Source organism: Pseudonocardia sp. Cha107L01 (assembly GCF_052566575.1).
This window is the reverse complement of the sequence record NZ_CP199579.1, coordinates 7211167-7233583: the sequence shown is the minus strand read 5'-3', so window position 1 is coordinate 7233583 and position 22417 is coordinate 7211167. Positions and strand designations below refer to the sequence as shown.

The following is a 22417-nucleotide window of genomic DNA, read 5'->3' as shown; positions in this document are numbered from 1 at the left end:
CGGCAGCGGTGGTGGGATCCACACCGGGACCGGCCGTACCTGTCGTGGCGGGAGCGTCAGCGGTTCGTGTGGCCGTACAAATGGCACGCTTCAAGCACTGGGGCGGAGCCTGGAGCGATCGGCTCCACGGTCGGTAACTCCGCAGGCCCTACAGATAACTACCGGGAGGTCATCGTCCCGGGTTCAGGTGCAGCGGCATGGGAGCCCTGTAGGGCTTGCCGGCCATCGCTTGGGCGTGCTGCTCACGTCGGTCCAGTAGCTGGCGCTGAGCCAGGAGAACCACCCCCGCCGGCTCGACCGCTACGCTGAGCTCGCGCTGCGCACCCTGCCCTGGTCGATCTGGGTCTGCAAGAGTTCACGAAGCGGGACTGCTCGTCGGAGGCGGCCACCACACCCATGCGGCCGACTGGATCCTCGATCTCGGCCAAGGCCCGCTCAGCTGGCGCGGCCGCGCGCGCTGCTGGCTATCCGACATCGTGACCCTCGGGCCGGGCGGGCCCGTCCTGTTGCAGGACGTACCTCAACTGGCACCTCGCGAGCGCCTCGTTGATCGCCGCGCCCGGATTCCTGGTCGCGGCCAGGTTCTTCTCCCGACGGATCAAGGAAGCGTCACGGGAAAAGCGTCGTCGGGCAGGCTCGATCACCACCGTCGCCGAGGAAAGCCTCAGCAACGCCGCGTTGGTCCGCGCCTACGACAATGCCGACGCCGAGAGCACCAGGTTCGCGATAGAGAACCAGGGCAGCTTCGCCGCGCAGATGGCCGCCACCCGACTACAAGCGCTGTTCGGCCCGTTGACCGACCTGCTCGAGGTCGTTGGAGTTCTGCTGGTCATCGGACTCGCCGTGTGGGAGCTGGCCAACGGGCGCATCAGCATCGGCGGATTGCTGGCATTCGTGGCCTACCTGACCCAGCTCTACAGCCCAATCCAAGGAGCGGGCCGATTAACCAACTCCCTCTACGCCGCCTCGGCCAGCGCCGAGCGCGTGGTCGAACTCCTCGATGAGATCCCGTCGGTGACCGGCCCCCCCCATCCAAAGCCGCTGCCGCGCGCGCACGGCGCGATCGGATTCCACGACGTCAGCTTCGGTTACCCCGATGCCGAGGGCGTCGCGCTGTCTGAGGTGGGACTTCACGGTCGCGGCGGGTGAAAAGATCGCGGTCGTCGGTGCCAGCGGCGCCGGGAAGTCCACGATCATGAAGCTGCTGCTGCGGTTCCACGATCCGATCGCCGGCGTCATCACCCTCGACGGAATCGACCTACGCGAGCTCACCCTGGCCGATCTGTCCCGCAACACCGCCACCGTGCTGCAGGAAACGCTGGTCTTCGACGCCACCATCCGCGACAACATCGCCTCGGGCAAACCCGACGCCACCGACGCCGAGATCGTCGCCGCCGCGACCGCCGCTGATGCCCACGAATTCATCTGCGCCCTGCCGCGCGGTTACGACACCCGCGTCGGGCAACGCGGGCGGATGCTCTCCGGCGGGCAGCGCCAACGACTGGCCATCGCCCGCGCGATGATCCGCGACGCGCCTATCCTGCTGCTCGACGAACCCACTACCGGCCTCGACGCCGAATCCAGCCACCGCGTTCTTGCTCCGCTGCGCAGGCTCATGAACGGCCGCACCACAATTATCATCTCCCACAACCTGCTCACCGTCACCGACGCCGACCACATCCTGTTCCTCGAACAGGGCCGAATCACCGCCGCCGGCACCCACGACGAGCTTCTCGGCACCAACCCTGGGTACGCCTACCTCTACCGACTGCACCAACCTGTTGCCCCGCTACCACGCCGGGCAAGCGGGACTGTCGCGGTGCCCGGGCCTTCAGCGGCGACCAGGAGTGCTCCGCTGGTCCTGGACCGGGTCCGTGTCCGCTATTTCGGTCAATCCCACGATGCACTGCCCGAAGTCAGCGTGACCGTGCACCCCAAAGGCTGCTTGGCGGTTCTCGGCCCCAGTGGCTCGGGCAAGTCCACACTTTTGGGGCTACTCGCCGGCCTGCACACGCCAACCGACGGCGCGATTCAGTGCGGCGGACGGGATTTGACCGGCTCTGGCTCGACCAGATCCGGCTCGGCTGCGGCGCGGGTACGTGTCTCGCTCGTGCCCCAGGAACTAGAGGTGCTCGACGCAACGATCGCCAACAACATCCGAGCTGGAGAACCAGACGCTACCGCGGCTGAGGTGGTCGCGGCGGCCCGCCGAGCCGGCGCGCACGACTTTATTGCCGCCCTGCCCGAGGCGTACGCCACCCGGATCGGACCATCGGGCCACCTGCTTACCGCTGGCGAAGCCCAACGGATCGCGATTGCCAAAGCGCTGTTGTCCGAGCCCGACCTCCTGCTGCTCGACGAACCAACCGCCGGACTCGATCGCCGCACCCGCGGCGAACTGCTCCCCGTCTTGTGCCAGCTCACCCTCGGCCGCATCACCGTGCTCACCACCCGAGACCCTCTGGTAGCCGCCCTCGCCGACCAGCGGCTACAGCTCGACCACCCGGAGCATGCGAACTGGACGCCCCCTGATCGCGCCGCCGGAGCTTCGCGCGGCGACCGCGCGAAGCTCCCCGGACTGCCGACAGCCCAACGGCCACGGTGAGGTCCGTCATCGGTTGCCCGGAACCTCGCCCGGCTGCGCGAACGTTGTGATCGTGGCCGGCCCCGCCCGCCGATGTGCTGGCAGATCATGTGTCTGACCGAACTAGCCGAGGCCAGTTCGTACGCTGAACTCTCATGAGGTCGACAGTCCGTGTGCTGGGGCCTGGCCGGCTCCGGACGTGACAGGCACGGTGTGTGAGCTGGGCCCTGACGGTGTGCCTCAGGCGTGCTGAAGCTGAACATGACCAGCCAGCTCAGCCGTGAGCGGTGGCTGACCAGCCGCCCTCAGCTCCTCAAGGCGTGACCTTGCGTCATGCGGACGCGTGTCACCTGGCACCTGCCCGGCGATGGCCTCGCAGCGAGCTACGTTGTCGAACGCGGTTTCGACGACTCTGGGTTGGCTAGTCGGCGATGGCGTATGAGATGTCCGCGCGCCCGTCGCTGCGCGAGTTCAACGCGTTGCTCTCGGTCGGGAGTCGATTCCTGTCTCCGGCGGGTACTCGCAGCGAGTTCCGCCGAGACACGATTTGGTAACAGTCGCCTGATATTCAATCTCCGCGCGCTGTCAACTCGTAGTCAGTCACAACAGCTCATACCAGCCACAGCAGTCACACGGCTTCTCAATGTGGAGGTGCCAGATTTCAACCTATCGGGTGAACAGGGTTCGCCGACTCGGCTCTGTCGTTCAACGCGCAGTGCTTGACCCGGCTGCCGTAGGGTTGGTGCTGGTCGCAGTACGGCATCCACTGGGGTTCGGTTGAAATGCGGTGACTGCACATTGTCGAGGTTCAGTCGGATGGTTCAATGATCCGGCGGAGTTGTTACTAAGCTCGAGCCCCCGGCTTTCCTTACGTCGCATCGATGGAACAGCTGTGCGCATCCGCAAAATGTGAAATGCGTCTGTAGATGTTCTCCGTTTTGATGTAGGCAAGCTCGTGCGCATGGCTTTCCGCGGTTCGGTGGATGCTTTTTTCCTGCCTCTTTGTTACGTGTCGTCTAAGTTTGCCGAATGTTGCTTAAGGAGTCCAAGTGAGGGGAAAATCTGTCGACTTCGTGCCAGCCGCCCTGTTGGAATCTTCAGCTAGTCGGGTCAGCGATGTCGGTGCGACGAGCAGCACTGAGAGCGCCCTTATCGAGGTGCTGGCCGGCATGGTGAGCAGCGAGCGTGTATCGGTCGATAGTCACTTCTTCGACGACTTGGGTGCTGACTCCATGGTGATGGCCCGGTTCTGTGCGAGGGTCAGGAAGCGGGCAGATTTGCAGTCGGTATCGATGAAGGACATCTACCGGTACCCTACGATCCGAAGTTTGGCGGGGGCGATGGCGGACTCGGCGCCCACTGCAAACGAGTCGCCGGTTCGCGCGCCGGTTGAGGTGGCGGCGCCGGCGAGTACGCTGCAGTATGGTGTTTGCGGAGCGCTGCAGCTGCTGTTTTTTCTCGGGTATTGTTACCTCGCCGGATTTGTTGCCGCGCTCGGCTACAGATGGATCTTCGCCAGCTCGGGAGTGATCGACCTCTACGTGCGGTCGACCATATTCGGCGGTGCCTGCATCCTCGGCGTGAGCATTCTTCCGGTGTTGGCGAAGTGGATACTTGTTGGTCGATGGAGGCCGCAGCGGATTCGCCTCTGGAGCTTTGCGTACGTTCGTTTCTGGATCGTCCAAACGCTCGTCCGGTCGAACCCACTGGCCCTCCTCTTTGTCGGCACGCCGCTGTACGTGCTCTACCTGAGGGCGCTGGGCGCGAGGATTGGGCCACGTGTTGCGATCTTTTCCCGGAACGTCCCCGTGTGTGCCGACCTACTGACGATCGGCGCGGGTACGGTCATCCGGAAGGAGGCGGCCTTTCTCTGCTACCGGGCAGAGGCGGGCTGGATCCAGACCGGCGCGGTCACTCTCGGCCGGGACGTAGTCGTCGGCGAGAAGACTGTGCTCGACATCGATACGTCGATGGGCGACGGGGCGCAACTGGGCCACAGTTCCAGTTTGCATGCCGGGCAGGCTGTGCCCGACGGCGAGCGTTGGCACGGGTCTCCGGCGCAGCGGACCGAGGTGGACTACCTCAGGGTGGCACCGGCGCGTTGCGGTACCCCGCGCCGTGTGATCTTCGGTCTCCTCACCTTACTGAAAGTGCTCCTTTTGTACGTGCCGCTAGTCGAAGGGGGTGTCTATATCGTCATGACCTCGGTGCCGGCGCTGGCCAAGCTGCGGGGGCCGGGCATGAATGAAATGGCGTCGCAAGATCTCTATATCGATGCGCTGGTCGTCTCCGTTGTGCTCTTTTTCGGTATTGCGCTGGTCGGCTTGCTCTCCGTGGTCAGTGTTCCTCGATTGTTGAGCATCATGATCAAGCCGGACAAGGTCTATCCGCTGTATGGCTTTCACTACAGCATGTACCGAACCATCACGCGCATGACAAATATAAAGTTCTTCACCTATCTATTCGGTGACAGCTCCTACATCGTTCACTATTTGCGCTGCCTCGGGTACGACCTGTCGCAGGTCGTTCAGACTGGAGCGAATTTCGGTATGGAGGTGGCGCACGGGACTCCCTATCTGTGTTCTGTTGGCAGTGGAACGATGATCGCTGACGGTCTGTCGATCATTAATGCCGACTTCTCGAGTTCGTCCTTTCTCCTGTCTCGAGCATCGATCGGACCGCGCAACTTCCTTGGCAACCAAATCGCTTATCCGTCACAGGGCAGGACGGGTGACAACTGTCTCCTGGCGACGAAGGTGATGGTTCCGCTGGACGGAGAGATTCGCGAAGGGGTCGGCCTGCTGGGTTCGCCATGCTTTGAGATTCCGCGATCAGTGGAGCGAGATAGCCGTTTTGACCACCTGCGAACTGGGGATGGCTTCCGACGCCGCCTCACCGCGAAAAATCGGTACGACATCCGGACCATGGGTTTGTATCTGGTCGCGCGGTGGTTGCACGTCTTTCTGATCGCGCTGCTCGGTCTAGCCGCCGTCGACCTATACAATGCGTTCGCGCAGGTGGCGTTCGCCGCGTTCATCGCGGTGAGCGTCCTCGCCAGCGCGGTTTACCTCGTGGTCGTCGAGCGTTGCTTTACCGCGTTCCGCGCTCTCCGGCCGAGGTTCTGCTCGATCTACGATCCGTACTTCTGGTGGCACGAACGTCTCTGGAAGGTCCCTGCGGTTTCATACTTCCAGGTCTTTAACGGCACCCCGTTCAAGAATGTGATCTGGCGGATGCTGGGTGTCCGGATCGGGCGCCGGGTCTTCGACGACGGTTGCATCTTCACGGAGAGAACGCTTGTCACCATCGGGGACGACTGCACGCTCAATGCGGGGAGCAAAATCCAGTGCCACTCGCAGGAGGACGGCACGTTCAAGTCCGACCGCAGCACGATCGGTGCCGGCTGCACCCTTGGGGTCGGCGCGCTCGTCCACTACGGCGTGACGATGGGCGAGGGCTCGGTACTCGCCCCCGACTCATTTCTCATGAAAGGGGAGGAGATCCCACAACTCGAGCGATGGGGTGGAAATCCCGCGCGGGAGCTTCGAGAAAACCACATTCATGCTTGCAGAACAGGGCAGCCGAACCATTCCGATCCGCGCGATCGACCGACTGGCCAACAGGGCCAACCCGCGGATCTGCCGGGACAGCAAGGACAACCGCGCCTCCATCGTGGCCAGCGGCGCGTAGCAGCGTGGCGACGGAGAGCGGAGGGGAATGTTCGATGGAAATGAAAATGGACGCTGGTCCGGAGTCTTGGCGGGGCGTGCTGGTGGCCGGCGGTTTCAGCGCGATCCCGCGGTGGACCCGCGATCCGGTGCCGGGCGTGGGCGAGTACAACGCGACGGTTCCCGAGGACCTGGTGGCGGCGTTGCGGCGGCGGGCGGGCGAGTTGGCGGTGCCGCTGAGTTCGGTGCTGTTAGGAGCGCACGCCAAGGTGCTTTCCGCGTTGTGCGGCGAGCGCGAGGTGGCCACCGGCTATGTCGCGCAGGCGGGCGGCCAACCGTTGCCGTGCCGATTGACGACCGAACCCGATTCGTGGCGGGCGTTGCTGCGCCACTCCGGGCAGGTCGAGTCGGAACTGCTGTCACACAAGGACGTCCCGGCCGATGAGGTCAGGCGCGAGCTGGCCGTGACCGGGCCGCCGTTCGAGACCGTGTTCGATCCGGCCGGCGGTGGCTCCATCGGTGGTGCACTCGCCGGCGATCTGGCTGGGGGCACCGTGTTGCGGGTGGGAGTGGCCCCGCGGGCCGGCGGGCTGGTGTTGCGGCTGCGGTATCGGAGTGAGGTGCTCGACGCGGATTGTGCCGCCAGGATCGCCGGCTATCACCTGACCGCGCTCGCGCTGATGGTCGCCGATCTGGATGCCGAGCATGGGCGGCAGAGCCTGTTGTCCACCGAGGAACTGCGATTGCAGCTCGAGGGGCTGGCTGGGCCGCGCCGGGAGCTGCCGGACCGCCGGTTCCACGAGTTGTTCGAGCAGCGGGTGGCAGCTCACCCGGATGCCGTCGCGGTCGTGCACGGTGACCGACACTGGACCTACCGGGAGCTCAATGCCCGGGCGAACCGGCTGGGCCGAGCGCTGCTGGCGAGCGGGCTGCGGCGCGAAGACGTCGTTGCGGTGGTGACCGAGCGCAACCTGGACTGGATGGCCGCCGTCCTCGCGATCTTCAAGGCCGGTGGGGTGTATCTGCCCATAGAGTCGCACTTTCCGGCCGATCGCATCGCGACCACGCTCTCGCGCGCCGAGGTCAGGCTTGTGCTGACCGAACCCGGTAGCACCAGCACGCTCGAGCGAGCACTCGACTCGCTGCCCGGAGTGCGGCCGCTGTTCATCGACCAGGCCTGCGCGGAGGACCACGCCGACGATGACCTCGGTGTCGCCGTTGCGGCGGAGCAGCTCGCCTACATCTACTTCACCTCCGGTTCCACCGGTGAGCCGAAGGGTGCGATGTGCGAGCACGCGGGGATGCTCAACCACCTCTACGCCAAGATCGCCGATCTCGGGGTTGACCAGGGGCTGGTGGTGGCCCAGACGGCGCCGCAGTGCTTCGACATCTCGCTGTGGCAGCTGGTCTCCGCGCTACTGGTCGGTGGGCGGACCGTGCTGGTGGAGCAGGACGTGATCCTCGACGTCGAGCGCTTCGTCGACAAGATCGTTGACCGGCGGGTCGCCGTGCTGCAGCTCGTGCCGTCCTATCTCGAGGTTGTGCTCACCTACCTGGAGCAGCACCCTCGCGAGCTGCCCGACCTGCGGTGTGTATCGGTGACCGGCGAGGCGCTGAAGAAGGAGCTCGCTCAGCGCTGGTTCGCGGCTGAGCCGGGGATCAGGCTGGTCAACGCCTACGGGTTGACCGAGACCTCGGACGACACCAACCACGAGGTCATGGACAAGGTGCCGGAGGGGGAGCGGGTTCCGCTGGGGCGCGCCGTGCAGAACGTGCACGTCTACGTCGTGGACGAGTATCTCGCCCCGGTGCCGCTGGGCGCCCCCGGTGAGATCGTGTTCGCCGGGGTCTGCGTGGGGCGCGGGTACGTCAACGACCCGGAGCGCACCCGGCTGGCCTTCCTGGCCGATCCGCACCGCCCCGGCCAGCGGCTCTACCGGAGTGGTGACTTCGGCCGTTGGCTGCCCGACGGCAAGTTGGAGTTCCTCGGCCGCCGGGACACCCAGGTCAAGATCCGTGGCTTCCGCATCGAGATCGGCGAGATCGAGAACACCCTGTTGCGGGTGCCCGGTGTCCGCGACGGTGCGGTGGTGGTCGCCGAACGGGCCGATGGAAGCAAGCACCTGGTGGCCTTCTACTCCGCCGAGCGGCCACTCGGGATAGACCTGTTGCGGGACCGGCTGGGACACTCGCTGCCCGAGTACATGGTCCCCTCGGCCTTGCACTGGCGCGAGACCCTGCCGCTGACCGCGAACGGCAAGATCGACAAGAAGATGCTGACGGCGCTGTTGGGGGAGCTCGAGGTCGTCGAGGAGGACAGCGACGCGCCGAGCACACCGACCGAGCAGCGCCTGGCCGCTGTGTGGGGGAAGGTGCTGGGTATCCCGGCCGAGCAGATCGGCCGCCACGACCACTTCTTCGACCGGGGCGGCTCGTCGCTGTCGGCGGTCAAATTGGCGATCGCTCTGGACCGTGCGGTGTCGCTCAAGGACATCACCGGCCACCCGGTCCTCACCGACCTGGCCGAGCTGGTCGCCGGCAGGTCCGAGCGGCGTACCGGGTTACCGCAATCGCTACCGGAATCGGAGTCGGCCGCCGCGGGATTCGCAGAGCCGCGGGTCGCGGACTTGCTCAGTTCTCTGTGAATGGAGTCGAGATGTCGTCCTTTTTGCCCGCCTCGCTGCTCGACCTGGATCTGCATCCTGGCAGACCGCCGATCCTTCGGGTTGAGGCCACCGAGCGCGCATTTAGCTGGGTGGCCACACATCGGGACGCGCTGCGCGCCGTCGTCGCCGAATACGGTTCGGTCCTCGTCCGTGGCCTCGGGCTGCGCGATGTGGCCGAGGTCGGCGCCGTGGTCCACCGGCTGAGCAGTACGGGCCTGATGACCGAAAGGGAGGTGTTCGCGCCCCGACGGGCCTACGCCGACGGCGTGTACTCCTCGACGAAGTGGCCGTCGAACCAGCAGATGTGCATGCACCACGAACTGAGCTACGCACTCGAGTTCCCGGGTCTGATGATGTTCGCGTGCCTCAACGCGCCCACCACCGGCGGGGCGACTGCGGTGGCCGATTCGCCGACTGTTCTCGACGCGTTGCCATCCGAGTTGGTCGCGCGGTTTGAGCGGGAGGGCTGGCTGCTGACCCGGAATTACAATGACGAGATCGGGGCGTCCTATGCCGAGGCGTTCGGCACCGAGGACCGTGACGCCGTCGAAAGTTACTGTCGCGCGAACGCGATCGAGTTCGAGTGGCAGCCTGACGGTGGCCTGCGCACCAGGCAGCGCCGCAGCGCCGTTATCCGTCACCCGGTGACCGGGGCGCGGTGCTGGTTCAACCAGATCGCCTTCCTCAACGAGTCGACATTGGACCCCGAGGTGCGGGATTTCCTGGTGGACGTCTACGGCGCCAACGCGCTGCCGTTCAACACCTATTTCGGCAACGGCGACCCCGTCGGCGAGGACGTCGTACAGCTGCTCAACCAGGTCTACCAGGCCAACACCGTCTGTGAACCGTGGCAGGCTGGCGACCTGCTGCTCGTCGACAACGTCCGCACCGCGCACAGCAGGGAGCCCTTCGAGGGACCGCGCGAGGTGATCGTTGCGAGTGCCGACGCGGTGCGCCTGACCGACTGCTCGCCAACCGTCCAGGTGACCGCGCGATGACCACCATCGAATCCACCCCAACAGAGTCCGCGGACCAGTCGGCAGGGTGCGCACCGACCGGCGTGCCGCCGTTCGCGGTGATTTCCGGCGCGCAGGTCCAGCAAGCATTGCACGGGCGCGAGAACCAGATCATGGCATTGGTCGAGGCCACCTACCGGCTGCACGGCACCGGTGATTCGGTGAATCCGCCGTCCTATTTCCTGCGATTCCCTGACCGGCCGACCTCGCGGATCATCGCATTGCCCGCCTCGATTGGCGGTCAGGTGCGGGTTGACGGCATGAAGTGGATCTCCAGCTTCCCGGGGAACGTGGCTGCCGGCATTCCGAGGGCCTCGGCCGTACTGATCCTCAACGACCACGACACGGGCTACCCCTTCGCCTGCCTCGAGAGCTCGATTATCAGCGCCACCAGGACGGCCGCGTCGGCCGCGTTGGCGGCGGACTGGCTCAGCCGCGATCAGCCGCGCCCGAGGCGCGTCGGCTTTTTCGGAGTAGGCCTGATCGCCCGCTACATCCACACATTCCTGGCCGGCACAGGCTGGTCGTTCGACGAGATCGGCGTGCACGACTTGTCCGCCGACAGTGCGGCCGGGTTCTCCGGACACCTACAGCGCTCCGGCACCGCCGGCCAGATCACCGTGCACGACAGCGCCGAGCAGCTGATCCGCTCCAGCGATCTGGTCATCTTCGCCACCATCGCCGGTCAACCGCACGTCAACGACCTGCCCTGGTTCGAGCACAACCCGCTGGTGCTGCACATATCGCTGCGCGACCTCGCACCGCAAATCGTGCTCGCCTCGACCAACATCGTCGACGACGTCGAACACTGCCTGAAAGCCGACACGTCGCCGCATCTGGCCCAACAGCTCACCGGCAACCGGGACTTTCTGACCGGCACGCTGGACGACGTGATGACCGGACGGGTCACCGTACCGGCGGACCGGCCGCTGGTGTTCTCACCATTCGGCCTCGGCGTGCTCGACCTCGCGGTCGGCAAATACGTCTTCGACCAAGTGCTCGGCTCCGGCGAATTGCACGTCGTCGACAACTTCTTCCACGATCTGCGCCGCCATGGATAAGCGACCGAGGCTGCTGCCGCGCTTAAGGGGGTTATCGTGCCGGTGATAACTAGTCCGCTGGACTTCAATGAAGAGAAGCTCTATGTCGACCTTCTGTCGATCTTTGGGCACTCGATTTTTCTGAAATGCGAGGGTTTCAACTTCGCCGGCTCGATCAAGCTGAAGGCCGCGACCGAGATGGTCCAGGCCGCCGAGCGGAACGCAGTCCTGACGCCAGGGGCAGTCCTGGTCGAGTCCTCGTCGGGAAACTTGGGAGTAGCGTTGAGCATGATCGCGGCCAGCAAGGGCTACCGGTTCGTGTGTGTGACCGACTCCCACTGCAATCTGTCGACCAGGCGGTTGATGGAGGCACTGGGCAGCCAGGTGCACATCATCAGCGAGCCGGATGCTAATGGTGGTTTCCTCGGCGCGCGGATCGACTATGTTCGCGCGCTGTGCGCCTCCGACAACCGGTACGTGTGGCTCAACCAATACGCCAATCCGAACAACTGGAACGCGCATTACCGCAGCACGGCGCCGGCGATCGCCCGGCAGTTCCCCCAACTGGATGTATTGTTCGTCGGGGCGGGCACCGCCGGAACCCTGATGGGCTGCGCTCGTTACTTCCGGGAGTGGCACCGGCCGGTGCGGATCGTCGCGGTCGACAGTGTGGGATCGGTGGCATTCGGGGGCGCGCCGGGTCGCCGGATGATTCCCGGCCTGGGTACGAGCGTCTGTCCGCCGCTGCTTGACGAGTCCTACGTAGATGAGGTGCTACGTGTCGAGGAGGCGGACACCATCCGTGCCTGCCATCGTCTGGCTCGCAATGGATTCCTGTTCGGCGGATCCACTGGCACGGTAGTCAGCGGTGCGATGAGCTGGTTGGCCCAGCGTGACGCGCGGGAACTCACTGCGGTGGCCATCGCCCCGGACCTCGGCGAGCGTTACCTCGACACCATCTACCAGTCCAACTGGCTGCGAGAACTCTATGGCGAGGACGTGCTCGACTCCGACGAGCTGACCGCCAGTTCCCGGTCGGCCTGACCCGCCACCAGGCCCTCACCGGCTCACCGGCTCACCGGCTCACTGGCCATAGCCGCGAACCGGCGACCTCAGCGGTGATCCCAGCCCCATCAGCACCCAGGATGGTGAAACCTATGGTGTCGATCAGGTGATACCGCAAACGCAACGCTGGCCACGACCAAATGCTAGAGCCACGCTACTAGCGCAACGTGCCGAGTTCGCCCCTTCCAACTGAGACGAGCGCAGCGAGGACATCCTAAATTTCAGATGACCGGTAAACCCATAACATCGGAAACGCAGAATGAGAAACCTTGGCGAGCCCCACGAGACCACACCCACAGTCTGTGTGAGGTCATCGGGGCAGCAGACGGCTCGACCCGCGATTGGTCCTGCTCGCTCCCGTCCTCAACCGGGACCCTTGCTGAGGTTGCCACTAAGCCTAAGCCGTGACGGTCGTGACCAAGTTGTAATGAAACGTGGTGGATCGTGAGATTCCTCGCCGAACCAAGGCGTCAATTCGTCCGAGTACAGGGCGTGGACAGCACAGGCTCCGGACTCTCCGATGACGCGTTGCTAGCTGGACTGGGGACCGGTACCTCTCAGCTTGCGCGTGCGTTCGTAGGGCGGTTCCAACGGGCTGTCCTCGGCGTAGCTTACAAGGTCGTGGGTGATCGAGGGCTGGCCGAGGACATCGCCCAGCAAGCGTTCGAGCATGCCTGGCGGCACGCCGAGACCTACGATCCCCGACGGGGCTCGGTGCGGACGTGGCTGATTCGCATCACTCACAACCTAGCTATCGACGTGGTGCGAGCGCGGCGTTCCGCCCCCATTGATCCGCATGATCTGTACGAGTTCCTCCCGCCGATCTCTCACACCCCCGAGCACGACACCCTCGCCGAGGAGGAGTCCACCGAACTGCGAGCTGCGCTCGCCGCCATACCGGAAGGCCAGGCCCGAGCTGTCATCATGGCATCGATCCACGCCATGACCGCATACGAGATTGCCCAGATCGAGCACATTCCGCTGGGCACCGCGAAGTACCGGATCCGGGCCGGACTTATCAAGTTACATACCGTGCTACCCGTACCGCGAGACGATTATGCCTGAGCTGAGCTGTACAGAATGTACAGAGCTAGCACCTGAGCTAGCCCTCAACGCGTTGACCGGACGCGAGCGTGCCAAGGCACTGGCCCATCTTGACCGCTGCCGACCTTGCCGGAAGACTGTCTCGGCTCTTACCACCACTGCGGATGAACTCCTCGGTTTGTTACCTGGAGCCGAACCACCACCAGGGTTCGAAAAGCGAGTGCTCGCATCGCTGGACCCCGCCGGGGCGCCGCGCCGACCCACTGCGCATTCGCATGGCTGGCCCACTACCGCCGCGGCGAGCACGCTCGCACTTATGCTGATCGGTGCTGGTTTCCTGTTGGGGAGTTCAGTACCGACAAGCGTGCCTCCCGACCAGAGTTCTGAGCCAGGTACGCGCACCGTTCTCTATGCCCCGCTTACCAACCACAGTCACGAGATCGGCCAGGCCTACCTTGAGCCCAACCAGCCCTCGTGGGTCTACCTTTCCCTCTCGGCCGACGTGCAGTCGGATGTCACCCTGCGCTGTATGATTACGGAGCCCGACGGCGTGAGCGCCTCCCTGGGGACATTCAATCTCGACCACGGGCACGGAGGCTGGAGCATTCCCACACCTGTACAACGCGATGGCATGATCGTCGCCACTGTGATCGACGGTGCCGGCAGGGTCATCGGAAGCGCCCATTTCGCACCAGAGATTGCACAAGCGTCGAAACCGCGAGACCAGGCGAAGAGCGCTGCGAGCGACCCGTCACACGACCGGCATAGTCAGCACCACGATCACGATGACCCGCATAAACACCACCACCATAATCACCACCGCCACGATCACAAGTAGTGGACTGGCATGGTCCGCGCTAGCCGTCTGGACCCGCGATGCCCGTGACTCGCCCCGGCCCGACACCAGCGCGGACTCGTAGCGTCGCGTCAGCGTGACCGCACCGAAGGATGATCCTCGCTTCCCGTTCCGCTCGCCGGAACACATCTGCCGAACCGAGAGATCGCTCCCGTTCCCGGCGCTCGAGGGACAGTCCGAGGCCCAACGCCGCTTGTTAGTCGTGTACTCGTTGCCTGCTTGCCATGGCGAAGGTGCTGTTTGCGCATTCTCGGGCTGTGGTCCTGGCCTGTCGCGGGGAGGTGTGAGACTTCGAAGTTAGCCAAGCCTAGTCATGTCAGGGACTACGAAGGCGGTACTGAGATTGTAAGCGAGCGGGAAGCTTCATATCCTCGGTATTGCGCATCGGTTCAGACCTGGGTTGACCCCGGATTCGATCGCGGCGGTTGCGGCACGTCTCCTCGGAAGTCGCATCCCGGGCACATATCTTCACCCTCGATGTGGCCTTCGTACCAGCCGTGGACCGCGGCGTGCAGAATGGCCGCATCCGGCGTCGCCTCTCCGCTCCTCATGGTTTTCATTGCGTTCGTGACGATCAGGCGGAGCACCTGCGAGTCAGGGCGGGGGAAAGGTGGTGATGGCATCGGGTCCTCGGGCATGAACGGTAATGTACTGCTCAAGAGCCGTCGAGCTTAGCTGTTCGGTAGAAGACTTTCATGATCTTTCCTCTCGCGATGATCTTGTCCTATGTTGGCGGTCGGTGGTAGCACAGACGGCGAGGAGTTGTCCGACATTGATCGACGCAACTGAGTGTCAGCCACATCGCGCTCAGCATGATCGCGCGCGATCATGCTGAGCATCACGGCGTCCATTAGCAGCTGAGCGCTGCCTCTCACGGCCGGGGCACTCCATTTGAGGCCTGCCGCGAACACGCCGACACCTCCCACATTGGCCTACTGCGCCCCGGCCGGGGTCAGCCGATCGATTCCAAGAAGTTGCTCGGGTTGGCACGTCGGGTCCGTCAACCCGAGCGCGCTCGTGGCGATCCGATGGAGGCGAGGGCGTGTTGAGAAACTGGACGGGATACACCGGGCTGGGCCGAGAGGTCGCCGGCGAGTTTCGAGATCACCGGTGTCGTTAGCTCGATAGCGTTGCTGGACAGGACTGGCAGCCCTACGAGGAGTTCGGAATGCAACCGGCTGGTCGTCATAGCGCATCGGCCCCGCCAAACGCCATGCGTGACGGGGGACGGTCCGTGATGCCGTGATCGCGGCCCGGCGACGATGACCCGGTTGAGTGAACCAATTGTGGTCCGCTAGAGTACCGCCTCACTGTATGAGGATTCCCGCTCTCCGTCGATCCCGTCAGAGCTTTTGATCATAGCGAGGGGCTCGCGATGCGCCTTCCTGCAAGCCTCCGGCACGCCCGTTACGCCGTCGTGGCACGGTGTGCACCAGTTGGCTCAATGCGAGACCGTCGGAGGATTTCGGCTGCCATGCGCCGAGGTCATTCCTTTTCTCAATCCGTACAGCGCTGATGTTGGATTCGACAGCTTTCATGGGATCACCAATCACACTGCCAGCGCGGTACGTGGTTCTTGCCAACGATTCGTTTCTACCTGGCGCTCCTGGTCCCTGTCATATGTCCTGGACAATGGGCTGCGGCATCGCCGTGAACAGTGGCCCAGTTGAGGATTTGCCAGGAGTGCATGTCATCGTCAGCGTCGGCGCGGTCACCTCTTGGGTGGGCTGGCGTTGGGCTGGCCGGAGCGATAGATTGACCCATTCGGAGCAAGCGTCGGTTGCCCTAATTGCTCCGACCGTGCGACTCCGAGTGGTCAGAACAGCGTCGACCGGCGATGTGGGAGCGTCCCAGCTCGGCATGCCCACCCGAGCCCACACCGGGGTTCGCCGGCAAGACGTTCCACGGTCCCGCCCTCATTCTGGGGGTCGACACGATGACTGACTACTTCGACGGCGGTGGAGCGCCGCCGTTCATCGGTGTCCCGTCGTTGCGGCCTCCTTTTGTGGAGGCTACCCGGGTCTCGGGCCGCGAGGCGGAGCTCGCGGCGTTGGGAGAAGTGCTCGCGGCCCGCCCGGGGTCGGAGCTGGAGCGCCTACTGGTGGTGGTCGGTCCGGGTGGGATTGGTAAGACCACGCTGCTCGCCGCCACGGCGTGTGACGCTGCCCGCTCAGGGCGTCCGGTGTTCTGGGTGCGCTGCCGTGTCGGGGACACCGTCGAGGCGTTGACCGCGCGGCTGGTTGCAGCGGCCCGCACGCTGGGGTTGGCCGCTGATCAGATCGGCGCCGCGCAACAGGCCGGGAGGAGCTTGATCGATCTGGTGTGGGGCCACCTCGAGACGACGCCCGGGTGGGTGCTGGTGTTTGACAATCTTGACCAAGCAGCACCCAGCGGCGCCGCAGAGGCGGTGGCGGAGTATGGGGGTTGGGTTCGGCCCAGCCGCGCCGGGGTGGTGTTGGTCAGCAGCCGCGACCGCGACCCTACCCACTGGGGCTCAGCTGCTGAGCTGTTTCGGGTGGAGCCTCTCGATGATCTAGCCGGCGGGGCCATGTTGCGCGCCGATGCCCCGCAAGCCGGTACCCGGGCTGAGGCGCGGGCGTTGGCGGCGCGGTTGGGAGGGTTGCCGCTGGCGCTGCAGGCCGCGGGTCGGGCGCTGGGCAAACGGACCGCGTCGCTGGGCTCGTTCATCCGCTATCAGCAGGCCTTGACCGACCGGACGCTCCATGTAGCGCCCGAGCCGGGCGGTCAACTCGATGCCCGCGACCCCGGTACTGCGCGCAGCCTGGTGGGGCAAACCTGGGAATTGTCGTTGGACCAGCTTGGCACCGAAGGACTCGGACTTGCCCGCCCGCTGTTGCGGCTGCTGGCGCTACTCGCCGACGCTCCTATTCCCTGTGCTCTGCTCACCCCAACCCTGCTGGGCCAGATCACCGGCGAGCAGGTGAGTGCAGCTGGGCTGGACGCCGCGCTGGACGGGTTGGACCGCTACGGGCTCGTCGAGACCCCCGAGCTCGCCCGCACATGTCGAGTGCCCACCCTGGCCCTGCATCCGCTAGTTCGTGAAACTAGCGTGCTGCTCCTCGAGGCCAGCACCGATCCACGACTATGGCGTGACGCACTCAGCGCGTCCTTGATTACTGCCATCTACGTGACCGTCGACGCCGGAGGTGAGGGGTGGGACATGGCCCGCATTCTTGCCCCGCACCTGCCACTTATCACTGGGCTGGCCAGCGAAGATCTGGAGACATTCGGTCCCTGTCGGGACGCCCTCAATGCTCTCGCCGCCCAACTCCATGCCGCTGGCGCCTACGACGCGGAACTCGCCCTACGCCACACTGTTCTGCACGCTAAGCAGCGGGTGCTGGGCGTCGAGCACCCGGATACGCTGCTCAGCAGCAGCAATCTCGCGTTTGCGCTGCTCGGGTTGGGTGAGTATCAGCGGGCCGTCGCACTGGCCCAGGAGGTCCTCGGGGTCCGTGAGCGGGTGTTGGGTGCTGAGCACCCGGACACCCTGCAGAGCAGCAGCAATCTCGCGTTTGCGTTGCTCGGGTTGGGTGAGTATCAGCGGGCCGTCGCACTGGCCCAGGAGGCCCTCCGGGTCCGTGAGCGGGTGTTGGGTGCGGAGCACCCCGACACCCTGGCCAGCCGCAACGACCTGGCAAATGCGCTGCTCGGGTTGGGTGAGTATCAGCGGCCTGCGGAGCTGCACCAGCAGGTCCTCGAGGTCCGCGAGCGGGTGCTGGGTGCCGAGCACCCCGACACCCTGGCCAGCCGCAGTAACCTGGCCAACGCGTTGGTCGGGTTGGGTGAGTATCAGCGGGCCGCCGCACTCGACCGGCAGGGCCTCGAGGTCCGCGAGCGGGTGCTGGGTGCCGAGCACCCCGCCACCCTGGCCAGCGCCGGCAACCTCGCGCTCGCGCTGCAAGGATTGGGTGAGTATCAGCGGGCCGCGGCGTTGTACCAGCAGACCGTCGAGGTCCGTGAGCGGGTGCTGGGCACTGAGCACCCCGCCACGTTGGAAAACCGCACCAACCTGGCGAACGCGTTGATCGGGTTGGGTGAGTGTCAGCGGGCCGCGGAGTTGCACCAGCGGGTCCTCGAGGTCCGCGAGCGGGTGCTGGGTGCCGAGCACCCCGCCACCCTGGCCAGCGCCGGCAACCTCGCGCTCGCGCTGCAAGGATTGGGTGAGTATCAGCGGGCTGCCGCACTGGACCAGCAGACCGTCGAGGTCCGCGAGCGGGTACTGGGCGCTGAACACCCCTCCACATTGGAAAGCCGCAACAACCTAGCCAACGCGCTGTACGGATTGGGCGAGCATCAGCGCTCCGACGACCTACACCAACGAAACCTCGACATCCGTGAACGGGTGCTGGGCGCTGAGCACCCGGACACCCTGGCCAGCCGCAACAACCTGGCCAACGCGTTGGTTGGGTTGGGTGAGTATCAGCGGGCCGCGGCGCTGCATCAGCAGACCGTCGAGATCTTCGAGCGGGCGCTGGGTGCTGAGCACCCCACCACTCTGGGCAGCCGCAACAACCTGGCCAACGCGTTGGTTGGGTTGGGTGAGTATCAGCGGGCCGCGGCGCTACACCAGCTGACTCTCGGGGTGCGTGAGCGGGTGCTGGGTGCTGAGCACCCCGATACCCTGACCAGCCGCAACGACCTCGCGCTCGTACTGTACGGGTTGGGTGAGTAGCAGCGGGCCGCGGCGCTGCACCAGCTGACCCTCGGGGTGCGTGAGCGGGTGCTGGGTGCTGAGCACCCCGACACCCTGGCCAGCCGCAACAATTTGGCCAACGCGCTGTATGAGCTTCCCCCCGAGGCACGGACACCTCCGGTGTGGGGTCAGCGTTCCTGGTCTGACCGGGTGCGGAGGGTCTCGAAGGTGATCGGGCTGTGCATTCCGATGCTGGAATGGCGCCTGTTGGGGTTGTACCAGCACTCTATCCATTCGAATACCGCGTTGGCAAGCTCGTCGCGGGTCTGCCACTGTTTCGAGTCGAGTAGTTCCAGTTGCATCGTTCCCCAGAACGATTCCATCATCGCATTATCGTAACAATCGCCGATTGTGCCCATTGAGGCGAGCAGTCCGGCCTCGCGGAGCCGTTTCCCGAAGGCCCATGAAGTGAATTGTGAGCCGTGGTCGGAGTGCAGCACGGTCTGACCGTCGGCGCCTTCCTTTGCGGGTCGTCGGCGGATGATGGCCATGCCGAGCGCGTCGGTGACGAGTTCGGTGCGCATGTGGTCGGCGATGGACCAGCCGACGATCACTCTGGAATAGGCGTCGAGTACCGCGGCGCAGTAGATTTTCCCTTCTTCGGTGTGGTGTTCGGTGATGTCGGTTACCCATAGGCGGTTCGGTTCGTCGGCGACGAACTGGCGGTTGACGAGGTCGGTGCTGGCTGGGGCGTCGGGGTCGCGGACGGTGCAGCCGTGGCGTCGTCGCCGGTAGAGGCCCTGGATGCCGGCCTCGCGCATCAGTCGGGCGACCCGCTTGAGGTTCACCGGCAGTCCGAGACCGATCGTCAACTCGGCGTGCACGCGCGGTGAACCGTAGGTTCCGCGGGACTCGTGGTGAATCTGGCGGATCTGTTTGAGCAGCAACTCGTTCTCCTGGACACGTGGCGAATCGAGACGACCGAGCCAGTCGTAGTAGCCGGATCTCGACACATTGAGCACCCTGCAGGTCACCGCGACATCAATGTTGTCGTCGGCGAGTTCACGGACCAGCGGGAATACTACTTTGGGAGAACATTCTCCCGGGCAAAGTACGCGGCCGCCCGCTTGAGGATCTCAACCTCGACTTCCAGGCGACGCTTATCCCGGCGAAGCTCGGCGAGCTCCTTCTTCTCGGCGCTCGTCAGCTGTGTCGCGCTGCCTGATTCGTCGACCTCGGCTTGGGCCACCCAGTTCCGCAGGCACGACTCGGAAATACGCAGATCCTTCGCCAACTCAGCGAATGACTTGGACCGCTCACGGGCCAACTCGATGGCACGACGACGGAACTCGGGAGGGTGAGGAGGCGGCACGACAACATCCTTCCTGGTGGCCGAAGCCACCTCAGGTCGGGTGTCCGTGCTCAGGGGAGAAGCTCAGTACGGATTGGGTGAGTATCAGCGGTCTGCGGCGCTGCACCAGCAGACACTCGGGATCCGTGAGCGAGTGCTGGGCGCCGAGCACCCCACAACACTGGGGAGCCGCAACAACCTCGCCAACGCGCTCGCCGCAATGAGCAGCAAACAGAACCGCAAGCGGTGGTGGCGCAGGAATCGATAACGGCCTTCATGCCACAGGTCGGACATGCCCCGTTCCCGTCGACTGGCCAGGAGGCCCACTGTGATGAATCCAAAGAGGATCGCGGTCGCGGCGGTACGAGGTCCGACTGGTCGGGACCGGCGGCACCGCCACTGCGCTCACCGCTCCAGCCGGTGCGGCGACTGCGCCGGTCCTGACCGTGTTCAGCGCCCGCTGGACTACGACCACGGCCGGGACTGCGACGGGGGACCGGGGCTGGGATGGGCACTCGTGGCGGGGGTGGCACTACCGGGGTCTCAGCGCTGACCTGTGCCCACCCCCGACCGCCCGCACTACACCGGACCGCTGCGCCTGCTGACCAGCGACCTCACCGTCAGCGCGGGCGAGACGTTCACCGAGGCGGTGATGGCCCGCACCCCGCCGGCCACCCGGGTGGGCACCACCTCCCAAGGCGTGTTCGCCGATGACATGCACCGCAAGCTGCCCAACGGCTGGGACTTCACCGTCGGCAACGAGGACTACATCGCCCCCGACGGCCGCAACTACGAGGGCCCCGGCATTCCACCCACCACCGAGGTCCCGGCGCTCACCCCCAGCAGTTGGCTGCCCATCAGGAGGGACTGTTCGATCTTCGGTGTTTTCGGCCTGACGCGCCGGGCTGAGGTCCGGCGGGATGGGCACGGAGTGTGATGACAGTTGACGCTGTGACAACGCGGACGTCGAAGACGAAGGCCAGCAAGCCGGCGAGTGCTCAGGAGCAGCTGGTTGCGGCGATGGTGGCGCAAGCGCAGGGACAGGGGCTGGCGTTGACCGGCCCGGACGGGCTGCTCAAGCAGTTGACTAAGACGGTCCTGGAGACCGCGTTGACCGCGGAGATCACTGGGCACCTCGGCCACTCGAAACACGGTGATCAGCCGGGTCGTGAGGGCACGAACGTGCGCAACGGCAGCCGCATCAAAACGGTGATCTCGGATGCGGTCGGTCCGGTCGAGGTGGCGGTGCCACGGGATCGTGAGGGCACGTTTGAGCCGGTGATCGTGAAAAAGCGGCAGCGGCGACTCGGCAGTGTTGATGAGATCGTGTTGTCGTTGTATGCGAAAGGTTTGACGACGGGCGAGATTTCCGCGCATTTCGCCGAGATTTATGGTGCTTCGGTGTCGAGGGAGACGGTTTCTCGGATCACTGACAGTGTGGTCGCGGAGATGCAGGAATGGCAGTCGCGTCCGCTCGATGAATGCTACGCGGCCGTGTTTATTGATGCCGTGGTTGTGAAGGTGCGGGACGGCCAGGTCTCGAACCGAGTGTTCTACGCGGCGATCGGGGTGACGCTGGAGGGTCGCAAGGACGTGCTCGGTATCTGGGCTGGTCCGGGCGGTGAGGGGGCGAAGTTTTGGCTGCAAGTGTTGCAGGACCTGAAAAATCGTGGCATGAAGGATGTGTTCTTCGTGGTTTGCGATGGGTTGAAGGGGCTGCCGGACGTGGTGGCCGATGTGTGGCCGCTGGCTCGAGTGCAGACATGCGTGATCCACTTGATTAGGAATTCGTTCCGGATTGCGTCGAAGCGTGATTTGGACGCGCTGAAGAAGGATCTGAAGCCGATTTACATGGCGGCGACCGCAGCGGCCGCTGCGGTCGCGTTGGATGAGTTGGAGGAGACGTGGGGTGGCCAGTATTCCGCGATGATCCGACTGTGGCGCAACGCGTGGGAGGAATTCACGCCGTTCCTGGACTACGATCCAGAAATTAGGACCGTGTTGTGCTCTACTAACGCCATCGAGTCGTTGAACGCGCGGTATCGTAAGGCTGTGCGGGCACGAGGTCACTTCCCCACAGAGCAAGCCGCGCTCAAGTGTCTCTACCTGGTCACCCGGTCGCTGGACCCGACCGGTAAGGGCCAGACGCGGTGGACGATGCGGTGGAAACCCGCCCTGAACGCGTTTGCGAACACGTTCGGTGACCGCTGGCCGAGCGCCGAGAAGTACTAACCAGAACAGCCGAAAACACCGATCTTGTTACAGACCCCATCAGGACCCGGCGCTGGACCTGGCCGGCGACACCCGCTGACCCCGCTGTCGAGCGCAGCTTCACGTCGGGTTGGTACCGCTAGTTAGTACCTGGTCGCCCGTGAGTTCAGCTGGGCTGCAGGTGAGGTGGGTGCCAGCGGGCGTGGTCCGCTGGCTGGCGCGGACCCAGTATGGGGGAGCGGGCACCCTGCGCCGCGCT

The 22417-nt window shown here is 64.9% G+C and carries 15 protein-coding genes and 1 pseudogene; 14 read left to right on the top strand and 2 right to left on the bottom strand.

The features are described from left to right. Positions 1–546 precede the first annotated feature (546 nt). The 11 genes and pseudogenes from ACTXG6_RS33960 to ACTXG6_RS33910 all read left to right on the top strand — a co-directional run bounded on the left by ACTXG6_RS33960 (position 547) and on the right by ACTXG6_RS33910 (position 18635). On the top strand, positions 547–1149 hold the full coding sequence (locus ACTXG6_RS33960; protein ID WP_445183452.1) for an ABC transporter transmembrane domain-containing protein: 603 nt from the start codon (positions 547–549) through the stop codon (positions 1147–1149). Then, entirely contained in the window at positions 1097–2605 is a 1509-nt protein-coding gene (locus tag ACTXG6_RS33955) for an ATP-binding cassette domain-containing protein (protein ID WP_445183451.1), read from the top strand. Before ACTXG6_RS33960 ends, ACTXG6_RS33955 begins: the two co-directional genes overlap by 53 nt. Before the next feature lie 1028 nt (positions 2606–3633). Next, entirely contained in the window at positions 3634–6318 is a 2685-nt protein-coding gene (locus ACTXG6_RS33950; RefSeq protein WP_445183450.1) for a Pls/PosA family non-ribosomal peptide synthetase, read from the top strand. Positions 6319–6320: 2 nt separating this feature from the next. After that, a complete protein-coding gene (locus ACTXG6_RS33945; protein ID WP_445183449.1) occupies positions 6321–8897 on the top strand; it encodes a non-ribosomal peptide synthetase in 2577 nt (858 codons plus the stop codon). An 11-nt stretch (positions 8898–8908) separates the two neighbouring features. After that, positions 8909–9916 (top strand): TauD/TfdA family dioxygenase, encoded by a 1008-nt coding sequence (locus tag ACTXG6_RS33940; RefSeq protein WP_445183448.1) that lies wholly within the window; start codon positions 8909–8911, stop codon positions 9914–9916. Then, positions 9913–10995, top strand: coding sequence for a 2,3-diaminopropionate biosynthesis protein SbnB (gene sbnB, locus ACTXG6_RS33935; protein ID WP_445183447.1), 1083 nt, complete (start codon positions 9913–9915; stop codon positions 10993–10995). Before ACTXG6_RS33940 ends, sbnB begins: the two co-directional genes overlap by 4 nt. Positions 10996–11031: 36 nt before the next feature. Continuing rightward, on the top strand, positions 11032–12018 hold the full coding sequence (sbnA, locus tag ACTXG6_RS33930; protein WP_445183446.1) for a 2,3-diaminopropionate biosynthesis protein SbnA: 987 nt from the start codon (positions 11032–11034) through the stop codon (positions 12016–12018). A gap of 465 nt (positions 12019–12483) precedes the next feature. Then, entirely contained in the window at positions 12484–13104 is a 621-nt protein-coding gene (locus ACTXG6_RS33925; protein ID WP_445183445.1) for an RNA polymerase sigma factor, read from the top strand. Beyond that, positions 13097–13204: pseudogene (locus tag ACTXG6_RS33920) on the top strand (zf-HC2 domain-containing protein); the annotation flags it as partial. The gene ACTXG6_RS33925 and the pseudogene ACTXG6_RS33920, both read left to right, overlap by 8 nt. A 195-nt stretch (positions 13205–13399) precedes the next feature. Further along, entirely contained in the window at positions 13400–13921 is a 522-nt protein-coding gene (locus ACTXG6_RS33915; protein WP_445190342.1) for a hypothetical protein, read from the top strand. Between the two features lie 1954 nt (positions 13922–15875). Then, positions 15876–18635: a tetratricopeptide repeat protein gene (locus tag ACTXG6_RS33910; protein WP_445183444.1), complete on the top strand. Its 2760-nt coding sequence runs from the start codon at positions 15876–15878 to the stop codon at positions 18633–18635. A gap of 149 nt (positions 18636–18784) precedes the next feature. Here the strand turns inward: ACTXG6_RS33910 and ACTXG6_RS33905 are convergent, their stop codons facing one another. Both ACTXG6_RS33905 and ACTXG6_RS33900 read right to left on the bottom strand, forming a co-directional pair. After that, entirely contained in the window at positions 18785–19630 is an 846-nt protein-coding gene (locus ACTXG6_RS33905; protein ID WP_445183364.1) for an IS3 family transposase, read from the bottom strand. A 47-nt stretch (positions 19631–19677) separates the two neighbouring features. Next, positions 19678–19968, bottom strand: coding sequence for a transposase (locus ACTXG6_RS33900; protein ID WP_445183365.1), 291 nt, complete (start codon positions 19966–19968; stop codon positions 19678–19680). Positions 19969–19984: 16 nt separating this feature from the next. On the opposite strand from ACTXG6_RS33900, the gene ACTXG6_RS33895 reads away from it, so the two are divergent. The 3 genes from ACTXG6_RS33895 (at position 19985) to ACTXG6_RS33885 (ending at position 22179) form a co-directional block, all read left to right on the top strand. Continuing rightward, entirely contained in the window at positions 19985–20215 is a 231-nt protein-coding gene (locus ACTXG6_RS33895) for a tetratricopeptide repeat protein (RefSeq protein ID WP_445183443.1), read from the top strand. Positions 20216–20503: 288 nt separating this feature from the next. Then, positions 20504–20884 carry a S41 family peptidase gene (locus ACTXG6_RS33890; RefSeq protein WP_445183442.1) on the top strand — a complete coding sequence of 127 codons (381 nt, stop codon included), beginning with the start codon at positions 20504–20506 and terminating at the stop codon, positions 20882–20884. Then, positions 20884–22179, top strand: a complete 1296-nt coding sequence (locus ACTXG6_RS33885; RefSeq protein WP_445183441.1) for an IS256 family transposase — start codon at positions 20884–20886, stop codon at positions 22177–22179. The genes ACTXG6_RS33890 and ACTXG6_RS33885 overlap by 1 nt, the downstream gene beginning before the upstream one ends. The last annotated feature ends 238 nt before the right edge of the window (positions 22180–22417 follow it).